General features: G+C 51.0%; 11 protein-coding genes. 3 read left to right on the forward strand and 8 right to left on the reverse strand.

Annotated features, from left to right (window positions below; all coding sequences use genetic code 11):
- Positions 1 to 4: 4 nt before the first annotated feature.
- Genes CJO09_RS09500 through CJO09_RS09510 form a run of 3 tightly spaced genes read right to left on the reverse strand, consistent with a single transcriptional unit; the run spans position 5 to position 2907 of the window.
- Positions 5 to 655, reverse strand: a complete 651-nt coding sequence (locus tag CJO09_RS09500; protein WP_114421011.1) for a site-2 protease family protein — start codon at positions 653 to 655, stop codon at positions 5 to 7.
- Between the two features lie 36 nt (positions 656 to 691).
- Complete coding sequence (locus tag CJO09_RS09505) at positions 692 to 1318, reverse strand: L-threonylcarbamoyladenylate synthase (RefSeq protein WP_119442141.1); 627 nt, start codon at positions 1316 to 1318, stop codon at positions 692 to 694.
- 50 nt (positions 1319 to 1368) lie between these two features.
- Entirely contained in the window at positions 1369 to 2907 is a 1539-nt protein-coding gene (locus tag CJO09_RS09510) for a phospholipase D family protein (protein WP_245961280.1), read from the reverse strand.
- 160 nt (positions 2908 to 3067) lie between these two features.
- On the opposite strand from CJO09_RS09510, the gene CJO09_RS09515 reads away from it, so the two are divergent.
- The 3 genes from CJO09_RS09515 to CJO09_RS09525 are packed head-to-tail and all read left to right on the forward strand — an operon-like array spanning position 3068 to position 7825.
- Positions 3068 to 4537: a type IV secretion system DNA-binding domain-containing protein gene (locus CJO09_RS09515; protein ID WP_245961281.1), complete on the forward strand. Its 1470-nt coding sequence runs from the start codon at positions 3068 to 3070 to the stop codon at positions 4535 to 4537.
- Entirely contained in the window at positions 4497 to 7472 is a 2976-nt protein-coding gene (gene mobF, locus CJO09_RS09520) for a MobF family relaxase (protein WP_119442144.1), read from the forward strand. The genes CJO09_RS09515 and mobF overlap by 41 nt, the downstream gene beginning before the upstream one ends.
- Positions 7473 to 7519: 47 nt before the next feature.
- Complete coding sequence (locus tag CJO09_RS09525; protein ID WP_119442145.1) at positions 7520 to 7825, forward strand: hypothetical protein; 306 nt, start codon at positions 7520 to 7522, stop codon at positions 7823 to 7825.
- Here the strand turns inward: CJO09_RS09525 and CJO09_RS09530 are convergent, their stop codons facing one another.
- From CJO09_RS09530 to CJO09_RS09550, 5 genes are all read right to left on the reverse strand, one after another.
- Complete coding sequence (locus CJO09_RS09530; protein WP_119442146.1) at positions 7826 to 8770, reverse strand: bile acid:sodium symporter family protein; 945 nt, start codon at positions 8768 to 8770, stop codon at positions 7826 to 7828.
- 87 nt (positions 8771 to 8857) lie between these two features.
- Entirely contained in the window at positions 8858 to 12055 is a 3198-nt protein-coding gene (locus CJO09_RS09535; protein WP_119442147.1) for an efflux RND transporter permease subunit, read from the reverse strand.
- 15 nt (positions 12056 to 12070) lie between these two features.
- Entirely contained in the window at positions 12071 to 13393 is a 1323-nt protein-coding gene (locus tag CJO09_RS09540; RefSeq protein ID WP_179950532.1) for an efflux RND transporter periplasmic adaptor subunit, read from the reverse strand.
- Positions 13394 to 13409: 16 nt separating this feature from the next.
- Positions 13410 to 14636: a TolC family protein gene (locus tag CJO09_RS09545; RefSeq protein WP_119442148.1), complete on the reverse strand. Its 1227-nt coding sequence runs from the start codon at positions 14634 to 14636 to the stop codon at positions 13410 to 13412.
- 195 nt (positions 14637 to 14831) lie between these two features.
- Entirely contained in the window at positions 14832 to 15161 is a 330-nt protein-coding gene (locus tag CJO09_RS09550) for a hypothetical protein (RefSeq protein ID WP_119442272.1), read from the reverse strand.
- Positions 15162 to 15300: the final 139 nt, after the last annotated feature.

Raw genomic sequence — 15300 nt, forward strand, 5'->3', positions numbered from 1 at the left:
TTTACTACAGAAACCACCTGACAATACCCTGGCCCACCATAAGCAGTGGCCGCAAAAGCGTCCAAAGAACGCCCGTTAACATTAAAACGATAATAATCATCAAGCCATAGGGCTCAATACGCGCATATTGGTACGCTGCCTTTCCAGGCAACAAACTGAACACAATCCGCCCACCGTCCAACGGTGGCAGGGGCAACAGATTCAGCGCCATAAGAATGAGGTTCACCTGAATACCCGCTATGGCCATCCGCACCCAAAAATCGGTTGGGGTTGCCCCAAACTCCATGAGAAAGCGCAGCGATAAGGCCCACAAGATCGCCATGACCATATTGGAGCCCGGCCCGGCCAGCGCTACCCACAACATGTCTCTTTTGGGGTTACGTAAACGCGACCAGTCGACCGGTACCGGCTTGGCCCAGCCGAATAGCAACCCCGCCCCACCCATTAGTTTGGTGCTAAACAACAAAACCAACGGCACAACAATGGTACCTATAGGGTCGATGTGACGCACCGGGTTCAAACTGATGCGCCCCATTTGATAGGCCGTTGGATCGCCGAACATGCGAGCCACATAGCCGTGCGCCGCCTCGTGCAACGTAATACCGAAGAGCACCGGCAAGGCGTAAACCGTAATGGTTTGAATAATGGATTCCATACTTGACCTACTTCTAAGAAAACGATTCCGTGGGGCTCAATCCAGACCCAGCGCGGCCAGATCCCCCTGTCCGCGACGGACAATTTCGGGTTCGCTTCCAGTCAGGTCAATTACTGTGGTGGGTTCAAAGGGACAAGCGCCGCCATCGATGACGGCTGCCAGTTGATGCCCATAGCGTTGGGCAATTTCGTCGGCATCATTAAGAGGGTGTTCTTCTCCCTCGGGGATCAGGGTTGTGGAAATCAATGGCGAGCCCATGGTTTCCAGAAGGTCGAGCGCAACCTGATTATTGGGAATACGGATACCAATGGTTTTGCGTGAAGGGTGGGAAACCCGACGCGGTACCTCACGTGTTGCCTCGAGAATGAAGGTCCATGGGCCCGGCGTGGCCATTTTCAGAAAACGATATTGGCGGTTATCAACACGCGCAAAATGCCCGATCTCAGCCAGGTCGCGACATAAAACGGTTAAATGATGACGGGCATCAAGACCACGAATGCGGCGCAGTGAATCGGCAGCGGCTTTGTCATCCAGATGCGCAACAACGGCATAACTGGAGTCTGTTGGAATTGCCACCAACCCACCCTGGTCAATAAGTTGACATGCCTGTTTTAACAGACGCGGCTGCGGATTCTGCGGATGAACGGTAAATAATTGGGTCATTCAATCTACTTTTGTTAACGATTACCTTACGGTTACTAGTTATTTAACAGTTAGAGCAGCCAATCGAGCGGAAGTTTCGACATCAGCCAAACCGCCGACCGGGAAAATACATTTGTTCCCGGTTCTGATTTGTACGCTATCGGTGGGTCGTTGCTATGATCGAGCCAAATCAAGTTGCCGGCGGGATCAAGCGCCACCTGATAACTGGACTGCGCCAACGCATTTTGTACATTGTCCCACACCTGACTCACCATTTCCGGACTCTCGATGACCAAGCCCATTTCGGTGTTCAGACGAGCCGAACGAGGGTCAAAGTTAAAAGAACCTACAAAAAGGTGAGAAGAGTCGACGGCAAATGTTTTGGCGTGCAGGCTGGAGGCCGAAGAACTGCCGGAAAACGCCGGCCGGCTTACTTGTCCCACCGAATAAGCGGGTTTCATTTCGAAAAGGGTCACCCCCGCTTTTAACAATGCTTTGCGCCATTTTGCGTAACCCGAGTGAACAACGGCAACATCGGTTGCAGCCAGGGAGTTGGTAAGAATGCGAACCTCTACCCCCCGATCAGCCAACTGCGTAAAAAACTGCGTACCGTTCGACGTGGGCACTAAATACGGCGACACCACCATCAGGCGCTCGTGTGGAGTACCTAACAACTGCGGCAAGGCATCAATTACCAGTTTCCCTGGCTGCGCCAAACCTAACGCTTTTTTGGGGTCATCACTAACCAAATGAACCGGCGCCCAGTGAAACACTAAAGAACCGCTTTGAATCGCATCAATCAACGACTGCTCAGAAACCGAGTCATGATAGGCGCGTCCCACTTTCAGGCGGCGTACTTCATTGGCACGCTCGGTAATCGAAACCTTTTCCGCAGGCGCCGACATAACCTGCCACACCGGATAAGAAGATTCGCTGGACCAGTATCTATCGAAATCGTCGGTAACTTCATTTGCCACGGGCCCCACGGCCAGGACATCGAGATCAACAAATAATGTTTCCTGCCCAAGCTCAAAATAGGCATCACCAATATTACGCCCGCCCAAAACAGACGCCGCGTTATCGACGGTTAAAGACTTATTATGCATGCGCCGGTTCAAGCGTTTGAAGTCGGTTAGATACGACCAGAAACGAAAATGTCGGTGCACGAAAGGGTTAAATAAACGAACCTGAATATTTTCATGCTGATCGACCTCCCATAACAGCGCATCCATACCCTTTGTGTTGTTGTCGTCCAGCAGCAAGCGTACCGTCACGCCTCTATCCGCCGCCCGTTTTAGGGCATCGAACATCAGCAAACCCGCTACATCGTCATTCCAAATGTAATACTGAACATCGATTGAGCGCTGCGCCGCATCAATGAGCCCCAGCCGCGCCGCCAGCGCCTCACGCCCGCCCGGTAACAAAGCAACACCCGACTGCCCCGCGTTGGCTTGCTGCAGCGGTGCCAAAGCACGGGCAAGCGCACTGACGCTACTCGCGTTGGGTTTAACCGTCTCGGCGGATTCATGCACCGGTGGGGGCAAGCGGCTGCATGCCGCCAGGCCCATACACATGAAAACCAGTAACAGATATCTAAAAAATGGTGCCACGGCGCTCGCGTTGCAAAAAAGAATGCAAACAGAATACCGCAAGCCGTGACAATGAAGAACCATTTAACCTAAGTTGCCACGTAAACAGGGCTCAATTAACTGGATACTGCTTTCTCACTGGGTGCGATCCACCCCCTCTCACACTGCGCTACTTGTCGCGTTGGCGATCGGACTGGTGTTGAGTTTTATCCTGGCGCTTTCACTCAAGAAAATCTCCAAAAGCGAAGGTTTTGATGGAGCCGGCTACAAGCGTCACATTCGTGGCACGGAAGTTGTGTCCTTCAAACGTCTGGTGCGCTTGTGCACTGAAAAAAACACTCAGCAAGTGAGGATTGCTGGCGTGCCCATGCCCGCTTCGGTTGAAAACCTGCATCTGCTCATCAATGGGGCAACAGGGTCGGGCAAATCAGTCTTACTGCGCGAGCTGATGCTCTCGGCGTTAAAACGCGGCGATCGGATGGTGGTCGTTGACCCTAATGGCGATCTTTATAGCAAATTCGGCCGCCCGACTGATGTCATCTTGAACCCCTATGACGAGCGAACCCAAGCGTGGATGTATTTCAATGAAATACGGGCGGAATATAACTGGAAACGCTTGTCATACTCTGTTGTCCCCCTTGGCGCAGACGCAAACGCCGAAGAGTGGAACAGCTTTGGCCGTCTCCTACTTCGAGCCGTTTCGCGCAAGCTGTTTGAACTCAATATTCACGATATCAACCAAGTGAACTACTGGTGTTGCGAGGCTCCTTTCAAAGAATTACAGGTGTTTCTCAAGAACACTGAAGCGGCTTCGCTCTTTTCCGGTGCCTCCGAATCCACGCGTGCATTCGATTCGGCACGATTCGTGCTGTCAAACAAGCTTTCTGAACATCGTTCGATGCCCACCGGGGACTTCAGTATCCGGGACTGGATGGAAAACGGCACTGGCTGTTTGTACATTACCTGGCGCGAAGACATGAAAACTGCCATGAAGCCACTGCTTTCGGCTTGGGTAGACGTGTTTTGCTCTTCGATTTTATCTATGCCTGAAAATGCCCGCCGTCGCTGGTGGCTGCTGATCGACGAACTCGCCTCGCTGGAGAAACTGGCCTCTCTGGAGGATGTGCTCACCAAAGGTCGTAAACACGGCGTCAGGGTTGTGGCCGGGTTGCAGACTGTTTCGCAACTGGACGCAATCTACGGCAAACACATGTCCCAAACCCTTCGGGCCAGTTTTAGAAACCTGGTTGTCCTGGGCGGCTCCAAAACCGATGCTGAAACGGCTAAAGAGATGTCCACCGCGCTAGGAGAGCATGAAGTAGCCCGTCCCGAGTACACGGACTCCCGCAATCCAGGTGGCACACGCGGAACAAGTGAGCGCCTGGTCCGGCAAACGGAAGCCGTGGTTACCGCCGCACAAATTCAAGCGTTGCCCGAGTTAACCGGCTATGTTGCGTTTGCCGAAGACCGACCGATTGCCAAGTTTGTACTCAAACCACTCTCTTTCATTACCCGTAACCCCTCATTTGTTGAGCAAAAAACGCTATCAACGCTCCCGGCTGCGACCACCTGGGACGAAGATGGCGTTGTGACGACACATTGGAGTAGCAATGATCTCCCTCAAGACCCTACACAGGAGCAACGCAGCTAAGGCCGGCCATTACTACGCCGACCAAAAAGACGACTACTACAGTCGAGATGGAAGCTCCGCCCAATGGCAGGGTCAAGGTGCACAGTTGTTGGGATTAAGTGGCGAAGTAAATCAGAAGCAATTTACGGCGGCACTGAAAGGCGATTTCGGGCCAGGCGTGAAACTGGCAAAATCGGTCCGTAAAGATGCAAAGTCACGGGCCGGTGAGGATCTGACATTCTCAGCGCCCGAGTCTGTCAGTATTCAAGCCCTTGTTGGGAAAGACAGTTCAGTGCTTGAAGCCCACGATTATGCCGTACGCAAAACGCTTGAATATCTGGAAAATGAACTGGTACGAGCTCGTCAAAAAGTCGATGGAATGACCAGATCAGAACAAACGGCCAACATCGTGGCTGCCAAATTCAGGCACGAAACGGCTCGCCCATCCAGATCTGACCCTGCCGATCCCCAGTTGCATACCCACGCGATCATTATGAATGTCACGCAACGGGCAGACGGTACCTGGGTGGCCTTAGCCAACGAACAGATCTACAAGAACAAGAAGCTACTCGATACGATCTACAAAAGCGAAATGGCGGCTCAACTTGAAAAGGCCAGCTATGCATTGCGGTACGAAAAGGACGGCTTTGAAATGGCACACATCAGCCGCGAGCAAATTGAACTTTTCTCCAAACGGGGTATGACCGTAGAAGCCGAACTGGCCATCATGGGGAAAACACGTCAAACGGCGTCACATGACCTCAAACAGACCATTACCCTGGCTACCCGAAGTGCAAAACGTCCTGAAATTAGTCGGGAAGCACTACAGCAACAATGGGAAAAGGAAGCGCAAAAGACGGGAATCGACTTCATGGCGGCAAAACGCCCCATTGAGTTATCCAAGCACGATCATGACAAGTCACCTCCGGGAACACAGCGTACACCGGTAAACGGGGAAGACTTAAATCCGGATCACCCCACTACCACTTACAAACCTGAACCGCACGCAGTCAGTGCTCAGCTTCAGCAGAATATCGCCGATCACTGCGTCACCTGGGCTATTCGTCACCATGGCGAACGCGAGTCGGTGATCCGAGCCTCAGTGCTGGAAGTGTTGGCCCTTAATCACAGTATGGGTACGGGCATATCCCATACGCACATCAAACAAGCTATTGAACAAGCTGTCACAAAAGGACACCTGATCAAAGGCGCACCAGTCTATCGCTCCAACGACGTTGCGGACACTGGCACTGCTCTTTCACAGGAACAGTGGATTAAACGCCTGGTCCGAGAAGACACGCCGCTATCACAAGCGCGTCAAAACGTGCGCCGGGCCATAGCGACGGGTAGCCTCATTTTGGATGAGGTGCGATATACATCACAAGCCGCCCGGGAACGCGAAAAGCGCATTATTCAAATCGAGCGCGAAGGACGAGGCAAAGTAGCGCCAATTTTGTCACCGCAGGCCATCAAGGAACAGATGGCCGGCAAGGGGCTACGGCCAGGGCAATTATCCGCAGCCGACCTGGTGCTGAGCACGAACAACAGCATTGTTGGCGTCCAAGGCCTTGCTGGAGTGGGGAAATCATTCATGCTCAAGCAAGTCAAGGCAGCGATAGAATCCGCTGATTACAAGGTGAAGTCAGTTGCGCCCTACGGCGCCCAGGTCAAAGAACTACGTAGCTTGGGCGTAGAAACAGTGACGGTTGCCTCTATGCTCGAAGCCAAACAAGGACGGTTTCGCTTGGACTCTAAAACCGTCTTGGTTGTCGATGAGTCTGGCGTTGTTCCTGCTCGTCAAATGGAAAAAATCCTAAAAAAGGCAGAAAACGCTGGTGCCCGCGTTGTCATGATGGGGGATAAAGACCAAACCAAAGCCATTGAAGCGGGCAGGCCAATGCATCAGCTGCAGGATGAAGGCATGAGCACAGCATTAATGGGCGATATCGTTCGTCAAACCAATCCTCTACTTCGTGACGCCGTAGTCTTAGCTGCCAAAGGTCAAGCCTCTGAGGCGCTGCACATACTGCAAAGCAAACTCGAGGCAGTGAATGAAATTCAGGACGACACAGAACGCTACGCGGCAATGGCGGATCAATATGTGACGCTTGATGCCCAAGATCAGCAGGAAACGCTCATCATTACCGGAACCAACAAATCTCGCAACGAATTAAACGACCTGGTACATGCCAGATTGGGATTTGAAGGAAAGGGATTCAAATATGACCTGCTAACGCGTGTTGACACCACTCAGGCTCAGCGTCGTTCGGCCAGATATTTTAAGAAGGATTCGATTATTCAGCCCGAACGGGACTATGGCAATGGTTTGAAAGCAGGTAACCAGTACAAAGTTAGCTTAGTTGATACGAGCCTGAATCGTGTCGAAGTGACACATCTACAGACTGGCGAGGTGATCAAATTTAATCCATCCCGTACTACAAAACTATCGATTTATGAGTTGCGTCAATCAGAGCTGAGCGCCGGGGATAAGGTACGTATTACGCGTAATAACGCCGCGCTTGATCTGGTAAATGGAGAACGATACTCCGTAATTGCCGTCACGCCCCTGACAATTAGCCTGGGCAAAGTGGCTAATGACGGTTCGATCACAAAACGCATCACGCTGGACGCGGATCAAAAGAACCCTTTACATCTAGACTATGCCTATGCCAGCACGGTCCACAGCGCTCAAGGTTTGACCGCAACAAGGGTGATATTGAATCAAGAAACTTACAGTCGGACCGCCAAATCGGACGTATTTTATGTCGCTATATCTAGAGCAAAAGAAAAAGTCAGCATTTATACCGAAAACATGACAAAGCTGCCTTTCGCTGTTAATCGACGAGAAGAAAAAGGTGCCGCACTGGACATTGGCATGACAAGATCGTCACGGCAGACTGAAATCACTCACGAACACAGCGTCACTCAATCAACTCCAGATGAATTATCTCTTTAATCCCTGAACGATGTGGCCGCGCCACACCCAATCGGAGAACCAGAACAATGAATATTAACTATGACCAATTCGTAAAAGCCCTGGAATACCTGGTCGCCATTGAACCAGAACCTACTTCATACGACGGCGACATGGATAAGTACGACCAGATCATGGAACCGCATGAAAACGATATTAAACAAGCACACGCAACAATCAAAGCCTATGGCGAGCAAATCGCTCCGCAAGGCCTAGACTTCATGCGAAGTGTTCTACAGCAAACACTACTCCAACAGACCGACCCGAAATCTGAGTCAATCATTCGCTCCAAGGTCAATTGGCAATGGGACGGAATTGGTAGGTGGCTCGGCTAATTAATTGCCCTGGTCAATCATATTTTCGTTGCGTGCAAGAATCTTAGCTGCGATCGGTGAAGTAATCATCTGAATCACGGCAAAGAATGCGGCCGGAATTGCTATCTCTGAAGGTAAGCCGGATGCAACTACAAAAGCGGCTGCAATGCTAAATTCTTTTTTACTGACTGTGAAAAGATAGGTAATTATCTCCTTGCGATCTTTAGTAATGAGCCAAGCAGTCATACCCACCAAATAGCCCATAAAGTTTAAACATAAGGCCGCTGCAGCAATTACAACCGCATACCAACCATAACCAATAATAGTTTGCGCATTCGGGCCTACCACAGCAAGCAATATCAAAAGATAGAGCATTGATCCCATCCCCGCATACGTTGAATCATACTGGGTAAAAAAAGCCGAGAACTTCGTGCGTAAACTGACCCCAATGATGGTCGGAACCAAAACAATCAAAGCCAATTCAAGAATGATCGAGCCAAGCGGCACATCTAGATTGATACCTGTTAACCACAAAAACAAAAATGGCACAACAAATGGTGACAGAGCTGTGTTAACGGCGTTAAAAACGGCTGCCAGCGCAACATTGCCCCGAGCCATCAAAACCAAAAGTGGCGAGGACACATCGGTCGGTAAAGTACCGACTAATGTTAAACCCGTTGCCAACGGGCTATTTCCAAAAAACAAACGGCCCGTTACCCAGCCGGCAACTGACATTGGCCCATAAACTAAAACCAGTGCCAAAAACTGTCGTGATGGCTTACGAAAGGCTATTCGCACAGCATGCACATCAAAGGTCAAACTGATGACAAGCATCAACAGCGCAAGCAATAACCCGACCGAAGGCTTAAGAAACTGGCCGAATTCGGGAAACGCCAATCCAGTGCCCGCTACAAAAATCACAAACCAAACAAGATGGGACTCAACAAAATAAACGAGTTTGCGCATATTGATGAGTCCCTCTTTATTGATTGTAGTTATGCCTTCGTCGTAGTCGACGTACTGCCTAATTTTTGGCCACGGTCAACGCACGAACTACGCCATTTCCTTTAACTTTTCTTTTGAAAACCAGGCAAACAGAACAGGCAATACAAACAGTGTCAAAAACGTAGCAGTGACTAAGCCTCCGACAATCACTGTGGCTAGCGGCTTTTGAATTTCCGCACCCACACCGTTAGACATCAACATGGGAATCAAACCGAGCGCAGACGTAATCGCCGTCATCAAAACAGGTCTTAACCTCGATGTTGCACCATCAAACACTGCCTCGGCCACTGTCAGTCCATCCTTAATGCGCTGATTAATACTTTCCACCATCACCACACCATTAAGTACGGCCACTCCAAACAGAGTAATGAAGCCCACTGAACTAGGTACAGACAAATACTGACCTGATACCCAAAGTGAAAAAACACCGCCAATAACGGCCAGCGGCACATTGACAAGAATCAACATTGCCTGACCCACCGAAGCAAAAGCAAAATAAAGCAACAAAGCAATCAGTCCCAGCGAAATAGGAACCACTACTGACAGGCGCTGTTGCGCCCGCTGCTGGTTTTCAAACTGGCCGCCAATTTCAATAGAATACCCTGTCGGCAAGTCGACTTTCTGTGCAACCGCTTGACGAATATCGGCAACCACACTGCCCATATCACGCCCCTGAACATTCGCTTGAATGACAACGCGGCGTTGCACGTCATCACGACGCACCTGTGGCGGCCCTGATGCAATAGTCACTTCTGACACATCACCCAGACGCACCCAAGCACCCGACGGAGCCTGAAGTCGCAAATCGGCAATGGCTTCCCGATCTTTGCGAAAACGTTCGTCAAGACGAACATAAATATCGTAGCGTTCATTACCATTAATAATCTGACCTGCGCTGGCGCCACCAAGCCCTTCTCGCACCAACTCCATCACATCGCCCACATCCAGGCCATAACGCGACAAAGCACGACGATCCGGTTTCACAACAAGTTGCGACTCACCTGCAATTTGTTCCATAGCGACATCTCGCGTACCTTCTATTTCCTTTGTCACTGTTTCTATTTCCTGACCTTTTTCGGCTAATGTATCCAGATCCGGGCCAAACAGTTTGATTGCAAGTTGCGCTTTTACACCGGACAATAGCTCATCTACACGCGTCGCAATAGGTTGCGAAAAGTTAAATAACAAACCCGGATGCTGTTCCAACTTCTTTTCCATCAGCGCCTGTAGTTCATAACGATTATCAGCACTTGTCCACTCGGGAACAGGTTTCAAACCAATATAGATCTCGATGTTATTGACAGGCTCAGGATCCCCGCCAATTTCGGCCCTACCGATGCGCGAAAGCGCGTAAGTCACCTCCGGAAACGTCATGAGAATAGCCTCCAACTTAGGGGCAACCTCAAGTGCTGTATCCAAGCTGGAAGACGGTGCAAGAGTAACGCGAATATTGATCGTACCCTCTTCCAGTTCCGGCACAAACTCCGTACCCAACCGCGGCACCACTAGGGCGGCGGCGGCCACCAGCACTAACGCAACGCCAACCACCGCTTTACTATGCCTCATTGCGCTGCGTAAGCCTTTACGATAAAAGGCATCCAGTGGTTTCAGGACAAAACTCTCGCGTTGGCGAACCCCTTTTCTGAATAAATAGGCTGCCAGCGCCGGGACAATAACGAGTGCCACCAACATTGCAGAAAGCATCGCCAGCATGATGCTAATTGCCATTGGTTGGAACAGCTTGGCCTCAACGCCCTGAAAGCTGAAAAGCGGCATGAACACCACCAAAATAATTGCGGTAGCAAAGAAGATGGGGCGGGCCACTTCCTTACCCGCCTCTTGCAACCGCAACGCAATCCCTTGGCGATCATGCGCTGCATCAGTTGGATCTGGATCATCATGACCTACACGCGCTTGCCGTTGAGCATCGTGCTCGGCATCGGGATGAGTCAGGTGCTTGAACATGTTCTCCACCATTACCACGGAACCGTCAACCAACATACCAATCGCAACGGCAATCCCCCCAAGCGACATCAAGTTGGCTGACAACCCAAGCCAAGCCATGATCATCAATGCAATACCAATTGAAATCGGAATGGAGATCAAAACCAGGACGGTGGCACGCAAGTTCATCAAGAACAAGGCCAGAATCACAACAATGAAAATGAAAGCCAATAACAGCGCATTCACTACGGTTTGCACCGCTTGCGTAATCAAATCCGCCTGATCGTAAAATGCCTCAAAACGCACACCATCGGGCAAAGCCTGGTTAATACGCTCGATTCGTGCGTTCACGCCGTCGATAGTGGCCTTAGTGTTGGCTCCCATGCGCTTAAGCACAATACCCGAAACGACCTCTCCAAGATTCTCGACATCACCGTCAGCTGTCTTACGCATCATAGATACGGCACCTTGGCGAATTTCACTGCCCAGCCCCACGCGGGCAACATTGCCTACGGTAACGGTGGTGCCATCTATCGTTTTCAACGGTACCTGACGGATCTGCTCAAGTCCTTGCTTGCCGTGATCCAGCCAGCCCGAACCTCTAATCACCAACTGCTCCTGCCCCCGATTCATATACCAACCACCAACGTTGGTATTATTGCGCTCAAGTGCCGCCATCACATCGTCTTGAGTCAGATCGTAAGCCAGCAATTTGGAAGGGTTCAAATTAACCTGATACTGGCGCACTTCGCCACCGAAAGAAAGCACATCGGTGACCCCCTCAACCGGCATCAGTAACATCTTCACCACCCAATCATTAAGACTGCGCAATGCCATTGCGTCCAAGCCTGAATCAGGCTCTGCGACCAATAAATACTGATAGACCTGGCCCAACCCAGAAGTATTAGGCCCCATTTCCGGCGTACCCACCCCTTCAGGAATCAATTCTTTTGCAGCTTGAAGGCGCTCAAAAACCAGTTGTCTTGCAAAGTAAATGTCGGTGCCCTCTTTGAACACCACAGTGACACCAGATAAACCTGTTTTGGAAATAGAGCGCACTTCTTCCACATCTGGTAGTGCGTACATCACCGCTTCAATGGGGTACGTAATAAGCTGCTCTACTTCTTCAGCTGCCAGCCCCGGTGCTTCAGTATTCACTGATACCTGAACGTTGGTGACATCTGGAAAGGCATCCAGATTCAACTTGGGAATAACAAACGTAGCAGTAGCAAGCAACGAGATAAGTGCAATCACCACCAGTAAACGGTTGGCGACCGCCCAATCGATAATTCGATTAAACATGGGGATTCCTTCTGCTTAATGGTTATGTGGGTCGAAACCGCCCTTGGCAATTTGCGAGGCAACAAAAAATGCACCTTTGGTCACAACCCGTGAAGCCGGCCTCACCCCTTTGATCTCACGCAATGGCCCAAGTGCGCGCCCCAAGTCAACCTCCTTGGGCAAGAACTCTCCCGGATGGTCCTCAACATAGACAGTCCAGTCACCATCAGCGCCTCGCATCAATGCGGTCTCAGGAACCGCCAGAACAGGCTCTTTTGTGCGAAAACGGAAAAATACTTCAGCAAACTGCCCCGGGTGCAGGCGATGTGCCGTGTTGTCGACCAAAAGACGCACGACGCGAGTGCGCGTCACAGGATCGATCGTATGAGCCTCCTGAGACACCGTGGCGTCAATACGCACACCGCCGGCAACAACCTCGGCAGTTGTGCCGGCGCCCAGTGTCAAGGACAAGTCCGCGGGCAAGTGGGCTTGTACCCATAATTTTCCCTCATCCGCTAACGTAATTAACGGTGCACCTGCCTCAATCCGTTGCCCCTGTTCGAAATCATCAGACAACACCGCACCATCAATTTCAGCGCGTAACGTGTACTCACCCAAAGCCTTTGGCTGTTGCGACGCCAATGACTCCAAATCCGAGTTAGATAAGCCGTAAGCCAGTAAGGTCGCACGAGTAGCTTCAAAATTTGCCTTTGCGCTAATGTAGCGCTGTTCCCCAACGGTTTTTCGACCCAGTTGCTGTACCCTTCGCCATTCTGGTAAGGCCGTACGGTACTCCGCTTGCGCTTGCGCGACGCTTTCGCTAAAAAGCGTGACCAACGGTTGATTCTTCTTGACGTGGTCGCCCAACGCAACATGACGTCGCATCACAACGGACGCCACCCGGGGCGATACCCTGTAAGTGGTGTAACCGTTTGACAGAATCTCACCGGGCGCGTAAATCTGATAATCGACAGGCTCTGCTGTTAAGGTTGTAACCTCAACACCCGCAAGCGTCATTTGTTCTGGACTCAAGACGGCACTTGCGGACTCACTATGTCCTCCCTCACTCTCTTCGTTACCATGATCGGCATGTCCCTCATCCTCGGCGTGCTCGGTGCCCACTTTGTCATCTTCCGCTTTATGCGGTTCGTGAGAGCCCTGCTCATCATGCCCTTCTTCGTCATGTTCGTCTTTATCATGACCGGCCGAGGAGCCATGCTGCTCGCTACCCGTTATTGCGGATTTCGATTCTTCATGCGCATGCGCTGACTCATTGTGCGTCTGGCCATATACGCCGGAAACGCCCATCAGCCCTCCAGCTAAAACAGCAATCAGTAATTGGTTCAATCTTAAATTCATCTTCATCATCCGGTTCTTATTGAGTCAGCGTTATCTCATTCATCAAACGCCCCGATTCTTGCAACACATCGATCAGCGCCTGTTTGGTTTGCTTTTCAAGCTCAATGCCTGCCAACATACTCTGGGCGCGTTGATTCAAAGCCAATAAATAATCAGTAGTCGAAAGGTCGCCGCTACGCCATTGCCGCTTAAGCAAGTCGGCACTGTTTTCTATTCGATTTTGGGTCACTGACTGCCAACGTCGGTACTGTTGATCAAAACGCTGCCAAGCTTTCTGAGCTGCTTGCCAATCAAAACGCTTCTTTCGATAAACTGCCTGAAACTGCGCATACGCCCGCGATGCCTCCCGTTCCGCAGCGCGACTCTCGGCACTGAAGTTATTGCGTACATTCAACGGAATCGATAACGTTAAGCCCACCACACTTTGACCCCCATCACGTCCTGCATTAAGTCCTACAGTGGGCTCGGCCTTGTTAGAACGGCGCGTTACCTCCGCTTCATCCTTCAAAGACTGCCAACGAGCACGCACAGTCGCAACGGCAGGGTGCTGCAATAACGTTTTCTCTGAAATCGTTTCAGATTGAGCAGGCCAAAACTCGTCGGGAACCCCACCCCGTTCGGGCGTCCAATCTGGCAACAACTCCGCCACACGGGATTCAGCTTTTTGCAAGGCAACCTCAATCTCAGTTAGCTGAGTCTGTTGTTGCGATAAAGATAGAAACGTAAGCTCGGCATCGCTGCCACCCAAGTCCCCAGCCTGAACACGCCTTTGCACCAAATCAAACAACGTGTCTAGCTGACTCTGTTGAGCCTGTGCAATGTCGGCTGCGCGATCAGCCGCACGCCACTCAACAAGCGCGGAAAGCGCTTCGGCGGTTTTATCCAACGATTTCTGACGAAATAGTGCCTCAGCGGCAATCCGTTCCGAACGCGCCTGCTCTTGTCTTGCCCCTCGCTGGTCCCACCAGTCTATTGTTTGCTCCACACCAACCCGGAAGTTTCGTTCCTGCCCCTTACGCTCCACTTCGGACGACAAGCTTGGGTTGTAGAGCGGTTGCTCTAATGCGTCCGCCGTTGCGTTAGAACCGAGCCATTGCTCGCGGGCTGCAAGCACATCGGGATGCTGTAGTATCTGTGTGGCCAACCAGTCATCCCAGTCAGACGTTTGTGCATACGCTACTAAAGGCGAAAATAACACGCACACACTCAGTAAGCCCCGTTGGAGCCAATGAATACTTATCATAATGGTTGATTCCCAAAGCCAGCGTGTACACGTTCGGTTACACGCCCTATTCCTAATTAGCCAAGACTCCCCAAAAGCTCAGAAAGGCCCGTATCCTTTCAGATATCGTCGTCTTCTAGAGCAATAGGGAATCACCGCGATTAATGAACGCCTTTATCTGCCGTCACTAAGGAGTAACAGCTTCCAAAAACATACTTATGCGTGTAATCGACCGATAGGAGGGCGAAAAGGAGGGATGAGCGTAATAGATGTCAGACTGGCTTGATAATCAATCAAGCCCGCTCCCAGCCTGAGAGTTAAACTCAGCGGCGCGCTAATCAACGCCATATAACTGTGACCATGGCAAGAACGATGACAATCGTAAGCCGCCTGGTCTGATTTTTCAGGTGTTTGCTTGAAGAGGCTGTTATCGTTGCTCGCATCTGTAAGCTGATGCGTTCGCAAGTGCTGGATGCTATCGTGAGAAAGCTGGTGCATATCCGCCACTGCCACCATCGATTGGGTGGCAATTAGTAGTGTCATCATGACAATAAACCAGCGCTTAAACACTAAAATCTTCCTCATAGCCTTGAGGATGTTACCACAAGCACCTCTCACACGAGCAACCGGCATGATTCCGAACGGACCTATGTTGTTTTAGGCCAAATCTTATCTAACGTTCGAT

Source organism: Neopusillimonas maritima (assembly GCF_003576595.1).
Taxonomy (GTDB): Bacteria; Pseudomonadota; Gammaproteobacteria; order Burkholderiales; family Burkholderiaceae_B; genus Neopusillimonas; species Neopusillimonas maritima.

Excerpts from the sequence above, each read along its gene's own strand:
- CJO09_RS09550 (WP_119442272.1), bottom strand. The coding sequence starts at position 15,161 with ATGATGACACTACTAATTGCCACCCAATCGATGGTGGCAGTGGCGGAT.
- CJO09_RS09535 (WP_119442147.1), bottom strand. The coding sequence starts at position 12,055 with ATGTTTAATCGAATTATCGATTGGGCGGTCGCCAACCGTTTACTGGTG.
- CJO09_RS09545 (WP_119442148.1), bottom strand. The coding sequence starts at position 14,636 with ATGATAAGTATTCATTGGCTCCAACGGGGCTTACTGAGTGTGTGCGTG.
- CJO09_RS09500 (WP_114421011.1), bottom strand. The coding sequence starts at position 655 with ATGGAATCCATTATTCAAACCATTACGGTTTACGCCTTGCCGGTGCTC.
- CJO09_RS09540 (WP_179950532.1), bottom strand. The coding sequence starts at position 13,393 with ATGAATTTAAGATTGAACCAATTACTGATTGCTGTTTTAGCTGGAGGG.
- mobF (WP_119442144.1), top strand. The coding sequence starts at position 4,497 with ATGATCTCCCTCAAGACCCTACACAGGAGCAACGCAGCTAAGGCCGGC.
- CJO09_RS09525 (WP_119442145.1), top strand. The coding sequence starts at position 7,520 with ATGAATATTAACTATGACCAATTCGTAAAAGCCCTGGAATACCTGGTC.
- CJO09_RS09505 (WP_119442141.1), bottom strand. The coding sequence starts at position 1,318 with ATGACCCAATTATTTACCGTTCATCCGCAGAATCCGCAGCCGCGTCTG.
- CJO09_RS09530 (WP_119442146.1), bottom strand. The coding sequence starts at position 8,770 with ATGCGCAAACTCGTTTATTTTGTTGAGTCCCATCTTGTTTGGTTTGTG.